This window comes from Amycolatopsis saalfeldensis, assembly GCF_900110575.1.
GTDB lineage: Bacteria > Actinomycetota > Actinomycetes > Mycobacteriales > Pseudonocardiaceae > Amycolatopsis > Amycolatopsis saalfeldensis.
Genome location: NZ_FOEF01000002.1, coordinates 422268 through 441694, shown reverse-complemented (window position 1 = coordinate 441694; position 19427 = coordinate 422268). Strand labels below are relative to the sequence as shown.

General features: G+C 70.7%; 21 protein-coding genes. 8 read left to right on the top strand and 13 right to left on the bottom strand.

Going from position 1 to position 19427, the window contains the following annotated elements:
* The first annotated feature begins 1 nt into the window (after nt 1).
* The 3 genes from BMY97_RS46880 to BMY97_RS48235 are packed head-to-tail and all read left to right on the top strand — an operon-like array spanning nt 2 to nt 2987.
* Entirely contained in the window at nt 2-901 is a 900-nt protein-coding gene (locus BMY97_RS46880) for a hypothetical protein (RefSeq protein WP_177231207.1), read from the top strand.
* Nucleotides 898-1503: an AAA family ATPase gene (locus tag BMY97_RS06150; RefSeq protein WP_177231206.1), complete on the top strand. Its 606-nt coding sequence runs from the start codon at nt 898-900 to the stop codon at nt 1501-1503. The genes BMY97_RS46880 and BMY97_RS06150 overlap by 4 nt, the downstream gene beginning before the upstream one ends.
* Nucleotides 1500-2987: an ASCH domain-containing protein gene (locus tag BMY97_RS48235; protein ID WP_245787176.1), complete on the top strand. Its 1488-nt coding sequence runs from the start codon at nt 1500-1502 to the stop codon at nt 2985-2987. The genes BMY97_RS06150 and BMY97_RS48235 overlap by 4 nt, the downstream gene beginning before the upstream one ends.
* Nucleotides 2988-3173: 186 nt before the next feature.
* Here BMY97_RS48235 and BMY97_RS06140 read toward each other — a convergent pair whose 3' ends face one another.
* On the bottom strand, nt 3174-6239 hold the full coding sequence (locus tag BMY97_RS06140; RefSeq protein ID WP_091613753.1) for a Tn3 family transposase: 3066 nt from the start codon (nt 6237-6239) through the stop codon (nt 3174-3176).
* A gap of 620 nt (nt 6240-6859) precedes the next feature.
* Here BMY97_RS06140 and BMY97_RS06135 point away from each other — a divergent pair.
* Complete coding sequence (locus BMY97_RS06135) at nt 6860-7519, top strand: class I SAM-dependent DNA methyltransferase (protein ID WP_091613750.1); 660 nt, start codon at nt 6860-6862, stop codon at nt 7517-7519.
* 9 nt (nt 7520-7528) lie between these two features.
* Here BMY97_RS06135 and BMY97_RS06130 read toward each other — a convergent pair whose 3' ends face one another.
* Nucleotides 7529-8365: an SDR family oxidoreductase gene (locus tag BMY97_RS06130; protein ID WP_091613745.1), complete on the bottom strand. Its 837-nt coding sequence runs from the start codon at nt 8363-8365 to the stop codon at nt 7529-7531.
* A gap of 91 nt (nt 8366-8456) precedes the next feature.
* Between BMY97_RS06130 and BMY97_RS06125 the strand changes: the two genes are divergently transcribed.
* Entirely contained in the window at nt 8457-9089 is a 633-nt protein-coding gene (locus BMY97_RS06125; RefSeq protein WP_091613739.1) for a TetR/AcrR family transcriptional regulator, read from the top strand.
* Nucleotides 9090-9126: 37 nt separating this feature from the next.
* Here the strand turns inward: BMY97_RS06125 and rox are convergent, their stop codons facing one another.
* Together rox and BMY97_RS06115 are read right to left on the bottom strand one after the other, a co-directional pair.
* Nucleotides 9127-10554 carry a rifampin monooxygenase gene (rox, locus tag BMY97_RS06120; protein ID WP_091614593.1) on the bottom strand — a complete coding sequence of 476 codons (1428 nt, stop codon included), beginning with the start codon at nt 10552-10554 and terminating at the stop codon, nt 9127-9129.
* Between the two features lie 145 nt (nt 10555-10699).
* Nucleotides 10700-11224 (bottom strand): CGNR zinc finger domain-containing protein, encoded by a 525-nt coding sequence (locus tag BMY97_RS06115; protein ID WP_091613735.1) that lies wholly within the window; start codon nt 11222-11224, stop codon nt 10700-10702.
* Nucleotides 11225-11249: 25 nt separating this feature from the next.
* Here BMY97_RS06115 and BMY97_RS46870 point away from each other — a divergent pair, with 25 nt between their 5' ends.
* Nucleotides 11250-11423, top strand: a complete 174-nt coding sequence (locus BMY97_RS46870) for a hypothetical protein (RefSeq protein ID WP_177231205.1) — start codon at nt 11250-11252, stop codon at nt 11421-11423.
* A 3-nt stretch (nt 11424-11426) separates the two neighbouring features.
* On the opposite strand, the gene BMY97_RS06110 is transcribed toward BMY97_RS46870, so the two are convergent.
* Genes BMY97_RS06110 through BMY97_RS06100 form a run of 4 tightly spaced genes read right to left on the bottom strand, consistent with a single transcriptional unit; the run spans nt 11427 to nt 12985 of the window.
* Entirely contained in the window at nt 11427-11660 is a 234-nt protein-coding gene (locus tag BMY97_RS06110) for an alpha/beta hydrolase (protein WP_177231204.1), read from the bottom strand.
* Nucleotides 11661-11692: 32 nt separating this feature from the next.
* Entirely contained in the window at nt 11693-11821 is a 129-nt protein-coding gene (locus BMY97_RS49050; RefSeq protein WP_281246882.1) for a hypothetical protein, read from the bottom strand.
* 2 nt (nt 11822-11823) lie between these two features.
* Entirely contained in the window at nt 11824-12579 is a 756-nt protein-coding gene (locus tag BMY97_RS06105; protein ID WP_091613730.1) for an SDR family NAD(P)-dependent oxidoreductase, read from the bottom strand.
* Nucleotides 12569-12985 (bottom strand): ester cyclase, encoded by a 417-nt coding sequence (locus tag BMY97_RS06100; protein WP_091613724.1) that lies wholly within the window; start codon nt 12983-12985, stop codon nt 12569-12571. Before BMY97_RS06100 ends, BMY97_RS06105 begins: the two co-directional genes overlap by 11 nt.
* 71 nt (nt 12986-13056) lie before the next feature.
* Here BMY97_RS06100 and BMY97_RS06095 point away from each other — a divergent pair, with 71 nt between their 5' ends.
* Nucleotides 13057-13956 (top strand): LysR family transcriptional regulator, encoded by a 900-nt coding sequence (locus tag BMY97_RS06095; protein WP_091613721.1) that lies wholly within the window; start codon nt 13057-13059, stop codon nt 13954-13956.
* Here BMY97_RS06095 and BMY97_RS06090 read toward each other — a convergent pair.
* Nucleotides 13934-14737: a pentapeptide repeat-containing protein gene (locus tag BMY97_RS06090; protein WP_091613719.1), complete on the bottom strand. Its 804-nt coding sequence runs from the start codon at nt 14735-14737 to the stop codon at nt 13934-13936. The two genes, BMY97_RS06095 and BMY97_RS06090, sit on opposite strands and share 23 nt — an antisense overlap.
* A 3-nt stretch (nt 14738-14740) precedes the next feature.
* Entirely contained in the window at nt 14741-15967 is a 1227-nt protein-coding gene (locus tag BMY97_RS06085; RefSeq protein WP_091613716.1) for a tyrosine-type recombinase/integrase, read from the bottom strand.
* 226 nt (nt 15968-16193) lie between these two features.
* On the opposite strand from BMY97_RS06085, the gene BMY97_RS06080 reads away from it, so the two are divergent.
* On the top strand, nt 16194-17279 hold the full coding sequence (locus BMY97_RS06080; protein ID WP_143086132.1) for a coiled-coil domain-containing protein: 1086 nt from the start codon (nt 16194-16196) through the stop codon (nt 17277-17279).
* 4 nt (nt 17280-17283) lie between these two features.
* Here the strand turns inward: BMY97_RS06080 and BMY97_RS06075 are convergent, their stop codons facing one another.
* Genes BMY97_RS06075 through BMY97_RS06065 form a run of 3 tightly spaced genes read right to left on the bottom strand, consistent with a single transcriptional unit; the run spans nt 17284 to nt 19358 of the window.
* Nucleotides 17284-17799 (bottom strand): hypothetical protein, encoded by a 516-nt coding sequence (locus tag BMY97_RS06075; protein ID WP_143086131.1) that lies wholly within the window; start codon nt 17797-17799, stop codon nt 17284-17286.
* 46 nt (nt 17800-17845) lie between these two features.
* The gene (locus tag BMY97_RS06070; RefSeq protein ID WP_245787175.1) at nt 17846-18613 is read right to left on the bottom strand and encodes a hypothetical protein; all 768 of its coding nucleotides are present in this window, start codon (nt 18611-18613) and stop codon (nt 17846-17848) included.
* 58 nt (nt 18614-18671) lie between these two features.
* Nucleotides 18672-19358 carry a TetR/AcrR family transcriptional regulator gene (locus BMY97_RS06065; RefSeq protein WP_091613708.1) on the bottom strand — a complete coding sequence of 229 codons (687 nt, stop codon included), beginning with the start codon at nt 19356-19358 and terminating at the stop codon, nt 18672-18674.
* Between the last annotated feature and the right edge of the window lie 69 nt (nt 19359-19427).

The window sequence follows — 19427 nt, the reverse complement described above, 5'->3', positions numbered from 1 at the left end:
CATGCCCACAAAAAGCCCAGTAGAGGATGAGGTGGTCGCCGCGATCGGGCGGCTGCTGCGCCGCGGGCTGCCGGTCACCCCGGCCACCGCGGACCCGGTGCTGCTCGACCTGCGCGGGATCGTCGCCAGAGCGGTCGACCCCGCCGACGACGCCAGTCGCACCGCGGCGCTGGACGGCACCCTGCGCGGTCTGCTGGCCCGGTTCCCGGACACCCGCTACGCCCCGGCGGCGCGGGCGCTGTTCGGGCTGCCCCCGGCGGAGCCCGGCCAGAACCTCACGGTCCGCCGGGACCTGGCCGCGGAGCAGTCCGGGCACGAGGTGCACCACTTCCGCAAGCGGGTCGAACCCAGGTTGATCGAGAAGGTCGCCTGGGAATTGCTGGCCGATGCCGACCGGTTCACCCGCTCCCCGATGATCGCCCCCAGGTTGGCGCCGGTGACCGAGCGGCAGCCGGTCCAGCCCGACCCGTTCGCCTGGGAGGTCGCCGAGCACGAGGAACAGCTGTCCCGGTTGTGGTCGGCGATCTACGCCGCCCGCGCCGAGTTGCTGGCCGTCGAGCGGCTGATCAGCCTGCGGGCGGACCGGATGGACATCCTCCACACAGCGGTGACCGCGGCCTGGCGGTGGGCGGTGGCCCGCGCCGAGGCGATCGGCTACACCACCGCGTTCGACCCCGACCAGGACGTCGACGCGCTGGTCGCGCTGACCGGCTGGACCCCGCCGCTGACCGGAGCGCAGGCGTCCCGGCTGACCGAGGCCGCCGGCGGCGGCGCCAGCCGCGAGCAGTTCGTCCACTCCCTGCACGGCGAAACCGGGCTGGGCAACGCCTGGACCGAGGGCTTCCTGCCCCGCACCCCAGACCTCGAACACACCCCCGAGAAGAACGGACAGTTGTCGTGACCAGCACCAACACCGCCCTGGCCGCCGCACTGGAGGCGGCGGCGACCGGCGATCCCCGCCGCTACGTCATCACCGGCGGCCCCAGCTCCGGCAAGGACGACCTGATCGAGGCGGTGCACGCCGCCGGGATTCCCTGCATGGCCGAGGAACCCGGCCGGGAGATCTACCGCAAGCACCGCGAACGGCTCGGCCGCCACCTGCTGCGCGAGGACCGGCGCGAGTACTCGCTGGAGGTCCTCTCCGCGTTCATCGCCGAGTACACCGCGCACACCGGCGGGATCAGGTTCTACAACCGAGGCATCCCCGACGGCTACGGCTGGGAGGGGTTCTTCGGCCTCAAGCCGACCACCGAGTTGGAAGAGGCGACCCGGACCTACCGCTACGACGCGATCTTCGTGCTCGATCCGCTGGACACCTTCGAGGACCCCGACGACATCGTATGGGCCAAGGACCGCGAGATCCGCCGCGTGCACGAACTCATCGTGCAGGGCTACTACGACGCCGGCTACGAACCGGTGTTCGTCGCCCCCGACTCCGCCGCGGCGCGACTGGACTTCATCTGCGCCAACCTGCGCCTGCCCAAACCCAGCCGAGGAGCGTGAACTCGTTGAACCGCAACGGGAAACCAGTCAGCACCCCGTCGCTGCTGATCTCGCCGAACAGCGTGCTGGCCAACGCACTGCTGCGCTCCATCGACATCCTGCGCCCCCGCGTGCTCGCCGCGCGGCCATCCCGGATCGAGTTCGTGGTGGGCACCCAGATCAACGGCGCCCCGCACCTCGGGACGAACCTCGTGCAGACCGCGGCGTTCCTGCTCGCGAAGATCGCCCGCCGGGAGTTCTCCATCGACACCGTCGTCCGCTTCGGCGCGCTGGACAACGCCCCGCACGACGTCGTCCTCGACCCGGAGACCCACCACGCCTACCAGCAGACCTACTACCACGCCCTGGGCAAGGCGAAGATCGGCGAGCTGATCGAGGGCTACTATCAGGGCTTCTTCCGGTCGCTGTCGGAGGCGACCGACACCGACTACGCGGTGGAGACCTACACCGACCAGCAGGCCACCCCCGCGTTCCGGGTGGAGTTCCTGCGCACCCTGGAACGGCTGGAGGACATCCGCTGGTGGATGGCCCCCTCCCACGGACAGGTGCACGTCCGAGTGCCGTGCCCGGACTGCGGGTGGGCGGAGAAACGCGGTGACCGCACCAAACTCGCGCACCTGGACGAGGACGGCGCCACGTTCACCGCGGTCTGCTTCGACCACGGCCCCTACGAGGCGCACATCGACCCCGAAGACGACGCGCCCTACCTCGACCTCGCCACCCTGTACCGGAACCTGGTCAAGGAACGCGCGTTCGGCCGCGATTCCGGCACGCTGCACGTGATGATGAAGGGCGGCGACTGGGTCTTCGGCTGCCAGCTCGTCGACGGCGCCCTCGGCGCCCTGGACACCCCGCCAGCGCACATGCCGGTCCGGATCTTCACGCCGCAGGTGCTCGCCCCGACCGGGGCGAAACTGTCCAAGTCCCTGCTGCGCGAGCAGGGCAAGGGCGCGCTGCCGGCCGACGTCGAGCCCTGGATGCTCGACACCACCGCCTGGCCCGGCCCGGTTGACGACTACGTCGACGCCCTGGTCTGGCTGGTCGGCGAGCTGCTGACCGACCCGAAACACTTCTTCCGCTCGTTCACCGTCAAGGAACTAGGCCGCCTGATGACCGCACGCCCCACCGAAACCATCGTCCGCGCCCACGAGATGGGCATCTACAAGCGCTACTTCGACCTGATCGCCACCGGCCGGAAAACCACGGAGATCCGGGTCAACGACTCCAGCCGCCGCAAGATCAAAGAAGGGTCGCTGATCCGGTTCCGCTGCCAGGGCGACCAGGTCCTCACCCGCGTCACCGGCGTCAACCGGTACGCCACCTTCGAGGAGATGTTCGACCACCAGGACGTCGCCTCGGTCAACCCGCTGGCGACCCGCGCCGAGCAGCTGGCCAACATCCGCCAGATCTACCCACCCGAACGCGAGGCGCTGGGCGTCGTGGCCATCGGCATCGAGCTGGTCGATCCGCCCCGGCCCGCCTGACACCCGCCACGGGCAGGTCCCCGGCGCTCGCCGATCACGCGACCGCCGGGGACACCCACCGCCCCGGACCTGGTGCCCGAGGCGAGCAACATCCTGCCCGACCAGCGAGTTACCGCCGGAACCCGGCCTGGCCTGACGCCGTAGGGATGCCTGCCAGTAGCCCCGAGTTGGGCGACGTCGCCAGGGTCAGGCGCCGGCGCGGAAGAGCACCTTGGGTTCCAGGTCAAGACGGGTCTGCGGTTGCTCGGGTTCGGCGAGGTCGAGCACCAGGTCGCCCATGCGGCGGATGGTGTGGGTCAGGTACGGCGTCACCGTGGCCAGGTCGTCGAAGTCGACCGGGTGCCCCTCGGCGGCCAGTGTGTTCGCCGCGTCGGTGATGTCCAGCGCGGACGAATAAATGGCGCAGTTGGCGGCCAGCTCGTTGAATTTCACGATCCGTTCGTGCACGTCGGGGTCGTTGTGCCCCAGAATATCGCCGATCATGATCCAGTCGGAGAACTTGTGAAACCCTTCGGCTTTATTGGTGATCGCGGTGATCTGCTCCCGCAGCCGCGGATCGTTGAGAAACCGCAGCAGCGTGATCGTGCGGATAGCCCGCCCGAGTTCACGGAACGCGCGGTAGAGACGGTTCTTGCGGGAATGGTTACCCAGGCGCCGCAGCAGCGTCACCGACGAGACGGCTCCCTCGCGGATGGAGATCGTGGTGCGCATCAGGTCCTGCCAGTGGCGGCTGATCAGCTCCCAGTCGATGACGTCGTCACCGAAGAGACTGTCGATGTGACGGTAGCCGGCTGCCTCGTCAGGCCGGTAGAAGTTCAGATCCGCCCAATTCCGGATACGGGGCAGCAGGTCGAATCCCAGCAGCGCGGCGAGACCGAAAACCGGCAGGGACTGGCCTTGCGTATCGGCATGAATGGTGTCAGGGTCGATCGTGGAGTCGTTGTTGAGGAGCCCGTCGACGATATGGATCGCCTCCCACGTGCCACAGGGCACGAATCGGGAAAAGAGCGCGATGTAGGTGTTGGACACGTGCCGATAGGCGATCCCGCCGTATCCCCCGTACCGGATGTGGGTCTCGGCCAGCAGATTGTTTTCCCACGTGTCGATCTGCGAGCCGTCGACCGCCACGACCTTCCCGTCACCCCACACCCCCGCGACGTCCAGCTCGGCGAAGGCGTTGATCACGTCGGTGGAGCACTGCGCGACCTTGCCCGCTGTGGAGTGCTTGTTGCCCGCGGTGGAGATCTCGTGCGCCGACACGGTGCCGCGCATGTGCCGGGCGACCTCGGTCGCGCCGAGGTTGGTGCCGTAGGCGTAGGCGGTGAGCACGTAGCGGCCCATCCGGTCCCCGCGGATCTTCGGATCCGACCCTGACGCCGGTCCGAGATGGCGGTCCCAGCCGGTCAGGTACGCGGCGCGGGTCAGGATGTCGAGCAGGCTGCGCTCCGGCAGCCGCTGATGAATCGCCTGCTCAAGCGCGATCGCCGAGGCACTGCGTTCACCGCCGCGGCGCGGGGTGAGCACCGGGCGGCCGTCCACGATCCGCAGATCGGTGTTCGCCTCGAACCCCGCGTCCGTCGTCTCGGCGGCATCCGCCAGCTGCTCCCGGAAATGCGCCACCAGCTCATCCGGGTCGGCCGGGATCCCGGCCTGCTCGCAGAACTCCGCCAAGCGTGGCTCGCAGTCCTCCCACGGCAGCAACTGCGCGGTGAAGTCGGCGTAGGAGTCCGCGCCCACCACGGCGATGTCCCCGGACCGCAGCTCCGCCGCGAGGTGGGAGAACACGCACACCTCCAGATGCCGGCGCGCTACCATCCCCGGCTTGTGCTTGTCCCGCAACACCTTTCGCCACGCCTGTGACGCGAAATTCTCCACCTGGGCCCGCACTGTCACCGTCGCGCCGTCCCGCTCCACGTGCAGCACGTCGGGGATCCATTCGGCGCGCCGGTCCCGCGCCTCCCGCACGAAATCGAGTGCGTCGAGCACGTCGCGGTCCGCGCTGGTGGCCACCAGCTCCAGCGAGCCGGCCATGTCGAACAGGGTCGGCCGGTGCGGCAGGTAGAACCGTTCCAGCAGCGGCAGATAGTTGTTGCCGTGATAGGCCGTCACCGCCTCCAGCGCCGCGGCGACCTCCTCGATCCCGCCTTCGGCGTCGAGGGTGTGCAGCACCGACTGTCCCAACTGCTGCTGTCGGCGTGCCACCCCCACCGGACGACCCCGCCCTGTCGCGGTGACCGCGGTGGCGTCGCGGGCGCCGGCGACCACCTTGCCCAACACGCCGATCAGCCGCTCGGTTTCGCCCCGGTGCGCTTCCCGCAGCTCGTCCAGCTTGTCCTTGCCGCGTTTGTGCACCGCCGCGATCCGCTTGCAGAACATCGTCACCACGTCATCGCGGGTCTCGATCCTCGCCTGATGCACCAGGCACGCCAGCAGCGTGAACCGTTTCGCCTCACCCGTCTTGCGCATGTCATCGGCGTCGGCGACCCGGGCCTCACCGGCGAAATGCGCGATCTTCGCGGCTGTGACACCCGCAAGCCATTCCTCGGTCGGGCCGATCGCGTCCAGCACCTGCAACCGCGCCAGCCGGGCCCGGAACTTCGCCACCGTCGCCGCCGGCGCCGGATCCTTCAGCCGGTCGAACTCGCTGCGCCGCGTCGCCGGATCCACCACCAGTAATCGCTCCAACCGGCTGCGGGACTCCCACGCCATCCGCCCGTACGCGGTGGCCTGCAACCCGCCGTTGACCTCCGTGCGGATCCCCGCCACCAACGCATCCAGCGTCGTATACCCCGGCAGCTCGCAGCCTTGGCGCACCAGCTCGTCCAGCGCCACGTTGATCAGATCCGCCGGGTTGTCCTTCTTCGTCACCGCCTCCCGCACAGCCTCCTCGGCGACCTTCCGCACGATCGCCGACTCGTACCGCACCCCGAGGAACTCCCGCACGTACTCCCGGTACCGCTTCGCCGTCCGCACCGCCGCCACCCGCGCCGCCACACCGGAATCAACCCCGATCGCGGCCGCGACATGCTCCACCACCAGCTGCGGCACCGCGTCCAGCTTCGGGAAGTACCCCAGCCGCGCGTGCGCCTTCAGCCACACCAGCAACGCCACCACCTGGTCAGGCGCCTCGGACCGCACCTTCGACCTCGCCCACGCCACCTCCCCCTCAGAGGGCGTGAACGCCTCCACCAGCTCCTTCGACGACACCACACGCTTGAACCGCGGGTACGCAGTCCGATCGATCGCCGTCAACCCGCCACCCCAGTACGCTCACCAACCTCAACCGCACCAGCTTAAAGATCACACCCCGCCACACCCGCACCACACCTGACCAGCCCGATCTCAACTCAGTGGCCCCTTTCTGGCGTATTCGGGTGGCACCCCTGATAGGGGAGGATGACGGGGTGCCGCGGATCCGGGGCGCCAGCACCACGAGATGGTGTGGGCCGACCTCGCCGAAGCGATGCGGCAACTGCTGCTGGAGCGCGACTGCGAATCGATCACCATGGGCCACATCGCGGCCCGGTCCGGCCGGCGACTTCGCGGCTCGGGGGATCGTCGAGGCGGTCTTGGCTGCGTTCACCGACCCGGTCGTGCAGCTGATGTTCCGGCCAAGTGCCTCGCCGCCGTCCGACCAAGGGGCCGGAGAGCCCGTTCCACGAGATCGTGGCCGAAGTGGAGAACGTCGTCCAGGACGGCATTTCACGCGGGGAATTCCGCGACATCGGCGAACCGCCTCACCGTGGAGCTGCTGTCCGGCGTCATGCGGGCGGGGCGCGGGAAATCGTCCTCGCGTCCCTGGCCCCCGCTCAAGCCTTACGCCGTCAGCAAAAACGCTCGCCGGGCCGGCCGGCTGCCGCTAGACCTGAGGCATGCGGGCACGCTACGACGACATCGCCGACTGGTACGAGCAGGAGTTCCTCGCCGGGCAGGGCGACGACGACCCGTTGGAGGTCGGGCTCGCGCTGGCGACGCTGCTCGGCCCTGGCAGCGGGCCGTGCCTGGAGATCGGCTGTGGCACGGGCGTGCACGCCGAGACCGTACGGGCGCTGGGCCGCGCCCCGGTGGGCGTCGACCTGTCGGGGGAGATGCTGCGCTACGCGAAACCCCGGCTGCCCGTCGCCCGCGCGGACGCCGAGCGCCTGCCGCTGCGCGACGGCTCGGTGCCCGCGGCGGTCGCGGTCCTCGTGCACACCGACATGCCCGGCTATCCGAGCGTGGTACGCGAAGCCGCGCGGGTGCTGAAGCCGGGCGGAGTGTTCGTCCACATTGGAGTGCACCCGTGCTTCTGCGGCGGCTTCGCCGACCGCTCGGACCCGGCCGCGCTGGTCCTGCGCCGTGGCTACCGCGAACGCGGGTGGACCACCGACTCCTGGACCGACCGGGGCCTGCGCGACAAGGTCGGCGCCGCGCACTGGCCACTGCCGGACCTGCTGTCGATGTTCCTCGACGCCGGCCTCGTCCTCGACAGCTTCGCCGAAGGCGGCGGCGACAGCCCGCTCCAGCTCTCGATCCGGGCGCGTAAGCCATAAGGGCCGGAATCAGGCGAAGGCGTTCAGGTGATCGGCGACGAAGGTGTGCAAGCTGCGCGGCCGGGTCCCGGTCAGCGATTCCACGTCGTCCGACAACCAGGCGGCATCACCTTGGGCGATCAGGCCGAAGGCTTCGGCATTGGATTTCGCGACGGCCTCGGGCACGCCGGCCCGGACCATCACCGCCCGGTGCTCGTCGGGCGAGAGCCGGCGGTACTCGACCGGATGTCCCAGTGCGGCAGCGAGTTCCTTCGCGACGTCGTCATAGGTGAGCAGATCGGGACCGGTCAGCCAGTAGGCCCGGCCCGCGTGCCCGGACGGCGCCGTCGCGATCGCCGCGGCGGTGGCGGCGACGTCACGGGCGTCGATCATGCCGACCTGGCCGTCACCGGCGGACATCACGAAGCTCCGCGTCTGCCGGACCATCGGGGCCATCACGAGAAGATTCTGCAGGTACGCGTTCGACCGCAGCAGTGTGTACGCCATCCCGCTCGCGGTCAGGTGTTCCTCGATGCGCGCCTGTCCTCGCCGCCGTTCCACCGGGGAGTCGGCGGACGCTTTGCTGGTGATCTTGACGATGTGCCGGACGCCGTGGTCCAGCGCGCTGTCGATCACGGCCATCTCCTGGGCCGGCACCGCCGGGCTGACGAGCAGGACCGTGTCGACGTCGCGCATGGCCGCGTCCAGCGTGTCGCGCCGGTCGAAGTCGCCGGTGACGATGTCGACGTCGCCGCCGGGTGCCCGAGCCGGGTCACGGACCAGCGCGCGCGTGGGGTGGTGTGCCGCGGCGAGGAGCCGGACGGCTTCGGAGCCGACCTTGCCGGTCGCGCCGGTGACCAAGATCATCGTGTTCCTTCGGGTTCGAGACGGAATGGATCGACCTATCCAAAATAGCCCCGCTAAGATTGGATAGTCAAATCCAGAACGAGGGAGTCGGATGTCGTCACACGTCGCGCAGCAGGAGCCGCCGAGCACGCGGAAAGGCCGGGCGACCCGGGACCGGATCGTCGAGGCCGCGGCCGGCCTCATGTACCGGCACGGGGTGGCCGGCACCAGCACCCCGGCGGTCCGCGATGCCGCCGGGGTCAGCTCGTCGCAGATCTACCACTACTTCGCGGACAAGGACGACCTCACCAAGGCGGTCATCGCCTTCCAGGCCGGGGCCATCCTGTCCCATCAGGAACCCTTGCTGGCCAAGCTCGACAGCCTCGAAGCCCTCAGCTCGTGGCGAGACGTCGTGGTGGAAGCGGCCCGGCAGCAGCACGGTGCCGGCGGCTGCCCGCTGGGCACCCTTTCCGCGGAATTGTCCGACAGCAGCCCGTGGGCCCGCGACGCTCTCGCGCGCAGTTTCACCGCCTGGTCCGACGCGATCCGCGGCGGTCTGGCAGCGATGATCGACAACGGCACGCTGCGGCCCGGGACCGATGCCGACGGCCTCGCACTGGCCCTGCTGGCCGCCGTGCAGGGCGGCCTGATCCTGGCGCAGGCCCATCACGACACGGCCGCTCTCGAGGCCATTTTGGACACCGTGATCGCCCGCATTCGCGACCACGACGCCAAGTTCGCGTGAGCCGGGGCCCGTTCCGGATGACCGGGCCCCGGCCGATTCAGCCGACGGCGGCGCCGAACCACCTCGGCAGCTGCTGCACCAGATCCTCCTGATCTTCACCGGCCCAGGCGACGTGCCCGTCCGGTCGCAGCAAGACCGCGGGCGCCGACAGTTCCTCGCTGACGTCGACGACGTGGTCGACCCGGTCCGCCCAGCCCGCGGCCGAGAGCCGGCCGGTCTGGTCGAGCAGCAGCCCGCGGCCTTCGTGCATCAGCTCGTAGAGGCGGCCGCGCTTCAGCGTGACGTCCCGCAGCCGGCGGCCGAGCAGCTCGTGGCCCTCGCCGAAGTCGTAGCGGATCCCGGTCGCGCTGATCTTCCCGATCAGGAACCGGTTCACCTCCTCGAAGTCCATCAGCTCCGACACCAGCCGGCGCACCGCCCGCGGCCCCGGCTCGGGTGAGCCCAGCTCGATCTGCGCCCGGGTGTTGTCCAGCACGTCGGCGGCCACCGGGTGCCGTTCGGCCTCGTAGCTGTCCAGCAGCCCGCCGGGCGCCCAGCCGGTGATCTCGGCGGCCAGTTTCCAGCCCAGGTTGACCGCGTCCTGGATGCCGAGATTGAGCCCCTGCCCGCCGGTCGGCGGGTGGACGTGCGCCGCGTCGCCGGCCAGCAGCACGCGGCCGGCGCGGTAGTGCTCGGCCAGCCGGGTGGAGTCGCCGAAACGCGAGAGCCAGCGCGGCGAGTGGATGCCGAAGTCGGTGCCGGCCAGCGCCCGGACCTGCTGCTTGAACTCCTCCAGCGTCGGCGGGACGGTGCGGTCCTCGGCCAGTCCGGCGGCCGGCGTGACGAAGCGGTACACCCCGTCTCCGAGCGGAACGGCGCCGAAACCCCCGCGTTCCTTGTAGATCTTCATCACCGCGGGCATCAGTTCCTCCTGGGGCACAGTGACTTCCACCGCGCCCAGCAGCCACTCGTGCCGCGCGGGCTCGCCGGGGAACCCGACGCCGAGCAGCTTGCGCACCGTGCTGCGGCCGCCGTCGCAGCCGACCAGGTAACGCGAGCGCAGCCGGGTGCCGTCGGCCAGCTCGGCGGTCACCCCGCCGTCGTCCTGGCTCAGCCCGGCCAGCTCGGCACCGCGCCGGATCTCGACGCCCAGCTCGGCGGCGTGCTCGTTCAGCAGCCGGTCGGTGGTGGTCTGCGGGAGGCCGAGGACAAACGGGTACGTGGTGTCCAGCCGGTCCGGCTGCGGTTTGGGGATGCCGGCGAAGAAGCCGCCGACCGGGTGCTGCGTGCCGAGCGCGAGGAACCGTTCCAGCAACCCCCGCTGGTCCAGCACTTCGAGGCTGCGCGTGTGCAGGCCCTGCGCGCGGACGACCTTCGTCGGCTTCGCGTCCCGCTCCAGCACGAGCACGTCCACATCGTGCAGCCGCAGCTCCGCGGCCAGCATGACGCCGGTCGACCCGCCGCCGGCGATGATCACGTCGAACAAGAAAACCCCCTGATAGAACGGTCCGAGGAGGCGATTCTGGTCCGGCACGGGGGGCTTGCCGCAAGCCCCGGGGTGCGCTATAAGTTGGAAGAGGCGGGGGAGCTCCCCGCCTTTTTTGTCCCGTGTGGACAGACGAACCCCGGGCCTACGCGCTCGCCTGACGGGCGCGGTGCTCGGCGACGGCGACCCGCGTCCCGCACCGGGTGGAGCAGTAACGACGGCGGCCGTTGCGCGAGGTGTCCACGTACGCGACCCCGCAGCCCTCGCGGGCACACAGCCCGAGCCGGTCCGGCTCCTCGCACACCAGGTGCGCCAGGCCGCCCGCGGTGTAGCCGTACACCCGCTCGACGCGCCCCGCGCCCTCGCTCGAGTAGTGCAGGTGCGGCGGCCTGCCGTCGTGACGCGAGATGTACGGGCGGCAGGCCGCGGTGGCGAGCAGGTCGTTCACCAGGTCGACGCGGCGGCCGGGCGGAGCGCCGAACACCTCCCACAGCCGGCGGCCCCACGCCAGGATGCGCACGGCTTCGTCCTCGGTGACCTCGGTCAACGCCATCGCGTGCGTGCGCGCGACAGCGAGCACCTCGGCGGCGCCGACGTCCGCGCGCAGGCTCAGCGTGGCCAGGTCGGCGGCCACCTGGGCGCCCGAACCGCCGTAAGGGTTGAAGTGCACTGAACCATTACATCATGCTCGGGTCATGGAAGAAACCCGCTGCCCCCGTTGCGGCTGGCCATTGGCCGAGCTGCCCGCCTCCGCGACCGTCCCCGGCTCGGCCGGCAGCCGGGCCGACTACGTGCGCTGCTTCTGCGGCAGCTGGCTCGCCCGCGTGAACGGCGTTGTGGTCGGCGCGACCCGGCCCGTGAGCAGGTGACGATCAGCGCGAGTGCCGGGCCAGCCAGTCCAGGATCCGGCCCGGTTCCTGCTGGAAGTGGCGGTATCCGTCCCAGCGGCGGGTGGTGCCGTGGATCCAGGACAGCTCCTTCGGCACGTCGCCGGGGATGGCGTCGAAGACCGCCTGGACGTCGGACGGCCTGGTCATGACGTCGTCGTGGACCTGGTAGACGAACGTCGGCACCCGGACGCGGCCCGCCGCGCCGACCGGCGACATCTCGTCGAGGCCGAAACCGGTGCGGAGCTCGATCAGCCGGTCCCGGCGTTCATCGACCGCCAGGGCTCCAGCTGGGACGGCAGGCCCGAGCGGCTGAACAACCGCGGGTGGTTGACGATCACGACCCCGGCCTCCGCGCGGTCGGCGAGCGTTTCGAGCACGGTCAGGCCCCCGTCCGCGTGACGCCGCCGTCGACGTGCAGGATCTGCGCGGTCATGAAGGCGGCGTCGTCGGAGACCAGGAAGGCCAGCGCGTTGGCGAGGTCGGCCGGGACCGACGGGCGCTTGACGGTTTGCAAGGCCGTCACCCGGGCGAACACCTCGTCGGCGGTCGGGCCGTTCGCCCGGGCGCGGCCGAGGAAACCCTCGGTCGGCACCAGCCCGGGCGCGATCGCGTTGACCGTGATGCCGCCCTCGCCCAGCTCGTTGGCGAGCGCCCGGGTCAGCGCGTGCACGGTGCCCTTGCTGGTCAGGTAAACGAGGTCGCGGTTCTGCGTCAGGGTGATGCCCGAGCCGGTGTTGACCACGCGCCCCCACCCGGCGGCCCGCATCCCCGGCGCGAACGCCCGGGCGAACAGCAGGATCGCTTCGACGTTGACCGCCTGCACCTTGCGCCACAGCTCGAGGGTCACGTGGTCGAGGTCGGCGATCGGGAAGATGCCGGCGTTGTTGACGAGGATGTCGCAGCGCCCGTACCGGTCGAGGACCGCGGCAGCCGCGGCGTCGACCTGCGACGGCTCGCCGATGTCGCACACCAGGCCCAGGTGGTCGCCGCCGTCCAGCGTCTTGACCGCGTCCGACGGGTCGTCGATGTCGATCACTACGACGTTCGCCCCGTCCGCGGCGAGCCGCCGGCAGTAGGCGTACCCGATGCCCCGCGACCCGCCGGTGACCACCGCCGTCTTCCCGTCAAGCGCCACGGGTGAACTCCAGGCCGATCTGCTGCGCGATCCCGAAGTAGTCCTCCAGGTGCCAGGTCCGCACGATCCGGCCGTCGACCACCTGGTGGAAGTCGGCGGCCCGGAACTCGACTTCGCGGCCGGTCCCTTCGACCCCGAGCAGCGGGCCGGTGTGCTTCGCGCGGGTGACCGCCCGCACCGCGACCCGGTCCCCGCTCACGACGACGTCCTCGATCTCGGTTTCCAGCTCGCCGAAGGCGCCCCGGAGGTGGGCGATGGTCGCCTTCCACCCCTCCGGGCCGCTGCCGGTGCGCAGCGGCGGGACAGTTTCCCAGTCGGCCGCGAGGGCGGCGTCGACCAGCTCGGTGTCTCCGGTGACGAGCGCCTGATAGAAGCGGCGCACCGGGATTTCGTTGTCAGCAGGCATGAATCCCACGCTAGGACCGCGCGCCCGCGATGATCAAAGACCTGTTTCGGACCAGGTAATACGATCGAGGCATGACGGATCTCGACCTTCGGCTGGTGCGGTACTTCACCACCGTCGCGTCACACCTGCACTACGGCCGGGCCGCGGCGGAGCTGCGGATCGCGCAGCCGTCGCTGAGCCGGCAGATCAGCCAGCTCGAAGCCCAGGTCGGCGCCCGTCTGCTCGACCGCACGCGGCAAGGCACCCGGCTCACCGAGGCGGGGGAGGCGTTCCTCCCCCGCGCACACGCTCTGCTGCGTGCGGCCGAGCAGGCCACGGCCGCCGCCCGCGCCGCCGCGCAGCCCACCCGGATCACCGTCGGCTACACCGCGGGCCTGATCGTCACCCCCGCGGTGCAGAACCTGCGTCACCGCCACCCCGGTGCGGAAGTGCACACGCTGCACCTCGAATGGAACGAGGCGCGCGAGGCCCTGTCCGACCAGCGGGTGGACGCGGTGATCACCCGGCTGCCGCTGGACCCCGACGGGCTGCACGTCACGGCGCTCTACGACGAGCCGAAGCTGCTGCTCGTCCGGCTCGGGCACCGGCTGGCGGGCAAGGAGTCGGTGACGCTCGAGGACATCGAGGGCGAGCCGATCCCGCGCTTCCCGAACCGGGACTTCGACGCGTACTGGCGCATCGACCCGCGCCCGGACGGCCGCCCCGCCCCCGACGGGCCACTGGCCGAGTCCATCGAGGACAAGCTCGAATACATCGCCGCCGGACAGGCCGTGGCCATCGTCCCGGCCGCCCTGCACGCGGCCGGCCTCCGCGGCGACCTCACCACGATCCCGCTGCACGGCGTAGAGCCGGGCAAGGTCGTCGTGGCCACCCGGGCCGCGGACCACAACCCGCTGGTGGCCGCCTTCCGCGCCTCGGCGCAGGACTGCTTGGCGCGGAACGGAAAAGTCACCAATGCGCGGGACGCGTGAGACCCGGCGGAAGCTTCGTCGCGGCGTCCCCGCGGGCGGCGTTGACCTGGGACTGGGTGAGGAACAGGCAACCGGTGAGATCGGCCCCGCGCAGGTCCGCGTCCCGGAAGTCCGCGCCGATCAGGTCGGCCAGCCGCAGATCGGCCCCGCGCAGGTCCGCCGCGATCAGGTACGCGCCGCGCAGGTTCGCACCGCGGAGGTCGGCGCCCTTGAGCTTCGCACCCATCAAGTCGGCCCCGCGCCGGTCCTTCTTCTTTCCGGGGACAGCGGCGCGCACCAGCTCACTCGTCCGCAGGAGCAGCTCGTTGACGCGGCCGCGCTGCTCGCCGACGTCGACCGTGAGCAGCGTTTCGGGGTCACTCGCGGCGAGCCGTTCGGTCTCCTCGATCGCGGCCCCGAGGTCCTCGTGCAGCTCGCGGGCCGCGTCGAGGCTGCGCGCTTCGGTCAGGTAGGCGAGCAGTTCGTGCAGCTGCCGCATCACCGGCAGCGCGGCGAACATCTGCCGGGCCGTCCCGGGCTCGTCCCGCCAGCTGCGCCCGCCGAAGGTGCTCTGCGAGATCCGCTGCCCGGCACCGAAGCAGTCGTAGACGGAGCAGCCGGGGAACCCGCGTGGCCGCAGCTGGTCGTGGATGCCGCAGCCGAAGTCCGCCTGGAGGTTGTGGCAGGGGTCCCCGGCGGCCTTGTCGATCGCGAAGTCGGCCGAGCGGGTGAAGGTGAGGGCGACGCAGCAGAGCCCGAAGCAGTTCGCGCAGTCCGCCTTCAGCGCGGCGGGTTCGGGCACGGGTCACTCCTCTTGCGGCCGGACGGTTTCCCGGATCGTAGTGAGCGGGCCGGTGGCCAGCCAGCCACGGTGCAGGGCGGGGGACAGTTCGTGCGCCGCGGAGTCGCGGATGCTGTCCTCGTCGTGCAGGTAGATCTCGGTGGTGGACAGTGAGGTGTGGCCGAGGTCCTGCTGGACCTGGCGCAGCCCCACACCCCGTTCCTTCGCGTGGGTGGCGTAGGAATGCCGGGCGGAATGCGGGTGGATGGCGTCCCGCAGCGGGCCCAGGTGCGTGGCGATGAACGCCGCCTGCGCGGTCGCGAGGAGATCGGCCAGCCAGCGCGCCCGCGGCGGCGCGGTGCCGGGCTCCGGCGCGAACGTCGCGCACAGCCGGCGCAGCACGGCGTCCACATGGGACACATGGACTCGACGGCCGGTGCTGGTGACGAACAGCGGTTCGGCGGGCCGGGGGCCGACGTCTCCGCGTAGCGCGGGCACCGCGGCCGGGCGGCGCTGGGCGAGGTAGGCGTCGACCGCGTCGGCGACCGGAACGGCCAGCGCGACCTCACGGTCCTTACCGCCCTTGCCGTGCACCCGCAGCACGCCGATGTCCCGCTGCGCGGCGCGCCGATAGTCGAGCAGGTTGACGCCGACGAGCTCCTCCGCGCGGACCCCGGTGCCGATCAGGATCTCGACCATCGCCCGGTCACGGCGCCCGTCGCGGCGGTGCTCGGCCAGCAGGTAGGCGGCCAGCAGCAACGCCCGGCACGCCTCGAACGACCACCGCTTGGTGGCGGACGGCGTGCCCGCCGCGCGGTTGACCTGCTGGGCCCGCCGATCCACCAAGGCGACGGGATTGTGCGCGGCCAGCCCCTCCCGCAGCAGGTACTTCCGGTAGAACGCGGACACGGCCGACAGCATCCGCCCGCGGGTGGCGGCGCTGTACCCCGCGCGGGCCAGGTCGTCGAGCCAGCGCTCGACGTGGTCGACCCGGACCTCGGCGAACGAGTCGATCCCGTTGCGGACACACCAGACGAGCCACTCCAGCCCGCTCGCCTGCTCGCGGCGCCGCCGGCCACGGCGTCGGCCCGGATCCGGCGCGACGTACCCGGGCACCCACTCGAGGGGAATGCCCAGGTCGGTGGCGTAGGCGATGCGGGTGTTGACCGAGGCGTAGATCCGCAGGAACTCCGCGAACCGCTCCGGCCCGCTCTTGGCGCCGTCGGTTCCTGGGGCCAGGGCAACAGTCATGGTTACGCCGATTTCTCCCGTGCCGCCGTGGTTTCCCTGGTCCACCGCAGTCTGGCACAGCGCCCTTGGCAGGCCGCGTCGCGACACAGCGACCGCGCCAGAAAGTTCATATGAATAATCCTCCTTATCCATATGCCTCTAGCGTTCCATCTTGCCTTTCAGTTGTAGTTGTGTATCAGAATCTATAGGTTTTAGATTCAAAACTCGAACCTGATAGGCTGTCAGAGTGGAGCAAGAGGCTGCTGAGACCAGCGAAGATGCCCCGGCGCGCCGGGGGAGCCGGGAGGAGCGGCGCGAGGCGACGTTGCGGGCGATCGCCGCGGACGGGGTGGGGCACTGCGCCTACTGCGGCCGCCGGCTGCCCCCGCTGCCGTCTCGTGGCGGCCGGCCCACGCCGTACTGCCCGGCCGACCCCGGCCGTTACGGCCAGTGGGGCGCGAAGGTGATCAGCTGCGCGATGCTGGACGAAAACCGGGAGATCTGGGTCCAGGTGTACGGGCCGGACCAGTCGATGACACACGTCGACGTCCAGGTCGTCGACGATCGTGCGGCGACGTTGCTGGCCGCGCTGGAGCCGGTGCGGGACGAGCTGACCTCGCTCCGGACCCGGATCGCGGACGAGACGCTGTCCGCACTGTCCGACAAGGCGGCCGCGGACACCGCGCGCGATCAGGCGCTAGTGCTGGCAGATCAGGCGACGGCGAAGCGGGACCAGGCGTCGGCCGAGGCCGAGCAGGCCCGGCTTCAGGCCGAAGACGATCGCGCCGGCCTCTTGGCCGCGCGGCAGGAAGCGCGTGCCGCCGTCAAGGAACGCGATCAGGCGGCCGCCGCGCGACAGTCCGCCCGGCAGGCGAAGGACATCGCCGAGGCCGATCGCCAGCGCGCCCTCGACCAGGTGGCCGCCGCCCAGGACCGGGTGACCGCGTTGCAGAACACGCTGGCCGGCGAGCGGGCCGAGGCGGTGGAGCGGCTCGACCGGCTCCGGCAGGACGCCGACCGGCAACAGCAGCAGCTCCGTGCGTCGCTCACCGAGGATTGGGAGCACCGGCTCCGGACTCGCACCGACGAGTTCGCCGATCAGCTGCACGGCGCGCGGGAGGCCGCCGATCAGCGGATCGCCGATCTGAGCGGCCAGCTGACCGCGGCCACCCGTCAGTACGCCGACGCGCTGGCGCCGCTGCACGAGCAGCTCGCCGGTCTCCGCACGGAACTCGCCGAACGCGCAGCAGCGGCAACCGAGCTACAGCAGCGCCACGACGCCCTCGCGGACACCGTCCGCCAGATGCGCGAACAAGCGTTGGAGGAGCAGTAGATCCTTACTCGGATTTCAGGTTCAGGATTGCGTCGCCGTCAGTGATGCCCTTTACGGTCACGATTTGCTTGACATACATGCCGACGATGTCATCGGGTTCCCTCGAGCACGATGTGACCGCCAATCCGCTGGCGTTGTTCGCGTAGAAGGCGGTCGTGCAGCCCTTTTTGATGGTGGCGCCGAGGCTGGGCCCGGCGGGGAGGGCCATGCTCACCTCAACGCTGTCGGCAGTTATCTTCTGCACCGTGAAGGGTCCGGCGTCGATCGGGGAATCGGACAACGTGATCGTGACCGGTTTGGACACTGTGATCTCACAGTCGCCGCCGAGACAGGCTTTGTAGTTCGTGCCGTCCTTCGCGCTCGGCTGCGTCGGCGCCGAGCTGGTCGCGCTCTTCGAGACAGCGGGCGGCGCGCTCGCGGAACCGGTGCCATCCACTTGGGTGCTGCAACCCACCGAGACAACTGTCGTCATCAGCGCACCTGCCGTGATGGCCAGGCAACGGAATGTCAGCGTCGTCATGCCACCATGATGTACCGCTCGCGCCGGGACCAGTCCCGGAGCCGCGTCACCGCTGAAGGATCTGGCTCCCGACCACACTGAACGCCTCGCCGCACACCCCGCACGTGATGTCGCCGAGGTCGAAGACGGACAGCGCCGCGCGGATGCGGCGGGGTTTCGGGCACCGGCAGACGGCGGCGAAGTAGTTGGCGCCGCCGCGGTGGGCGCCGCGGCCGTCGACCGGGGCGACGTTGACCGGCGGCAGGACCGGCTGCTCGGGATCGCCGGGTTCGGCCAGGTCGTCGGGTGGCGGCCCGGCACGGTCCTGGGCCCGCTGCGCGACCTCGGTTTCGGTGTGGCGCCAGACTTTCAGCGCGTTTCCGAGGACGGCGAGCTGAGCCTGGTACGACGCCACGGTCGCGGGCAGCGCGGTGGTGACCGACCAGCCGATCCGGTCGGCCTGCTCGGCCGCCACGCCCAGTTCGCGGGCGAGGGCGGCGAACTTCTTGTTGTGGTACCGGCCGTCGCTGACGTCGACGATGTCGCGGGTCGCGGCGAGGCCGTGCGCCGCCTCGTGCAGGGTGGTCCCGAGGATGGCGGCAGCCGGACGGCGCAGCCCCTCGCCACCGAGGAAGAACTCCGCGCGCGGCTCGTGGCCTTCGCCGACGTGCCAGCGCGACCGTGCGAAGTGGCCGTGGATCTCGGTGGTGGTGCCCATCGTCCCGGACGCGAGCACGAGGATGGCGTCGGGCACGTCCGGGTGCCGGCGCCGGACCTCGGCCCAGAGCTGCTCCATCGCGTGCATCACGCGGGTTGTCGGGCCCAGTTCGTCCATGCGGTCATGGTGGCAAATCTCCCCGCTTAAGCGGTAACCGGCTCGCCGTGCGCGGGGTTCAGCGAGGCGCGACCCCGTTGAGCACCTGTTCCAGTCCGACCTCGAACTCGGTGTCCCGGTCGGGGTGGGTGGTCTCGCGCACGACGCGTTCGAGGGTGGGGTAGCGGCCGGTGGCGAACACCCGCTCCAGGTAGGGGCCGGACGCCTGCAGCCACTGGCCCTCGTCCTGGCCGGAAGCACGTTCGACACGCCGGCCGGTGACCTCGTCGCGGACCGCGCCGATGACGTAGGAGTTCACGGTGTGCATGGCCTGCATCGCGTCTTCGAGGCGGCCGAAGTCGCCCAGTGCGGCGAGCGTGGCCTCCATGTAGGCCAGCGCGTTCGGGCCGAGGCTGGGGCGGCCGCCGATCAGGTCGGCGAACCATTCGTGCCGGTGGGCCAGATCGCGCAGCGAGCGGGCGACGCAGCGCATGGCGGTCCGCCAGTCGTCGTCCGGGGCGGGCCGGTCCAGCTCGCCGTACACCGCGTCGGCCATCAGGTCGAGCAGCTCTTCCTTGGTGTCCAGGTAACCGTAGAGCCGCATGGGGCCGGCGCCGAGCGCGGCCGCGACCTTGCGCAGCGACACCGCTTCGAGGCCGTCCGCGTCGGCCAGTTCGCAGGCCGCGGCGACGATCCCCTCGCGGCTCAGCGGACTGGGCGCGGGGCGGGCCGGCGGCTCGGGCCGCTCCCACACGAGCTCGCTCATCGTTCTCCTCCGGTTCGGTGGGGGTAACGATACAACGCCCCGTTCGATACAGTGTATTGTCTAAATACA

Coding starts and splice junctions, on each gene's coding strand:
- BMY97_RS06095 (WP_091613721.1), top strand. CDS start 13,057: ATGACGGATCTCGACCTTCGGCTGGTGCGGTACTTCACCACCGTCGCG.
- BMY97_RS06110 (WP_177231204.1), bottom strand. CDS start 11,660: ATGTCGCCGGTCGGCGCGGCGGGCCGCGTCCGGGTGCCGACGTTCGTC.
- BMY97_RS46880 (WP_177231207.1), top strand. CDS start 2: ATGCCCACAAAAAGCCCAGTAGAGGATGAGGTGGTCGCCGCGATCGGG.
- BMY97_RS06070 (WP_245787175.1), bottom strand. CDS start 18,613: ATGGACGAACTGGGCCCGACAACCCGCGTGATGCACGCGATGGAGCAG.
- BMY97_RS06130 (WP_091613745.1), bottom strand. CDS start 8,365: ATGATCTTGGTCACCGGCGCGACCGGCAAGGTCGGCTCCGAAGCCGTC.
- BMY97_RS06125 (WP_091613739.1), top strand. CDS start 8,457: ATGTCGTCACACGTCGCGCAGCAGGAGCCGCCGAGCACGCGGAAAGGC.
- BMY97_RS06085 (WP_091613716.1), bottom strand. CDS start 15,967: ATGACTGTTGCCCTGGCCCCAGGAACCGACGGCGCCAAGAGCGGGCCG.
- BMY97_RS06135 (WP_091613750.1), top strand. CDS start 6,860: ATGCGGGCACGCTACGACGACATCGCCGACTGGTACGAGCAGGAGTTC.
- BMY97_RS46870 (WP_177231205.1), top strand. CDS start 11,250: ATGGAAGAAACCCGCTGCCCCCGTTGCGGCTGGCCATTGGCCGAGCTG.
- BMY97_RS06075 (WP_143086131.1), bottom strand. CDS start 17,799: ATGACGACGCTGACATTCCGTTGCCTGGCCATCACGGCAGGTGCGCTG.
- BMY97_RS06065 (WP_091613708.1), bottom strand. CDS start 19,358: ATGAGCGAGCTCGTGTGGGAGCGGCCCGAGCCGCCGGCCCGCCCCGCG.
- BMY97_RS06100 (WP_091613724.1), bottom strand. CDS start 12,985: ATGCCTGCTGACAACGAAATCCCGGTGCGCCGCTTCTATCAGGCGCTC.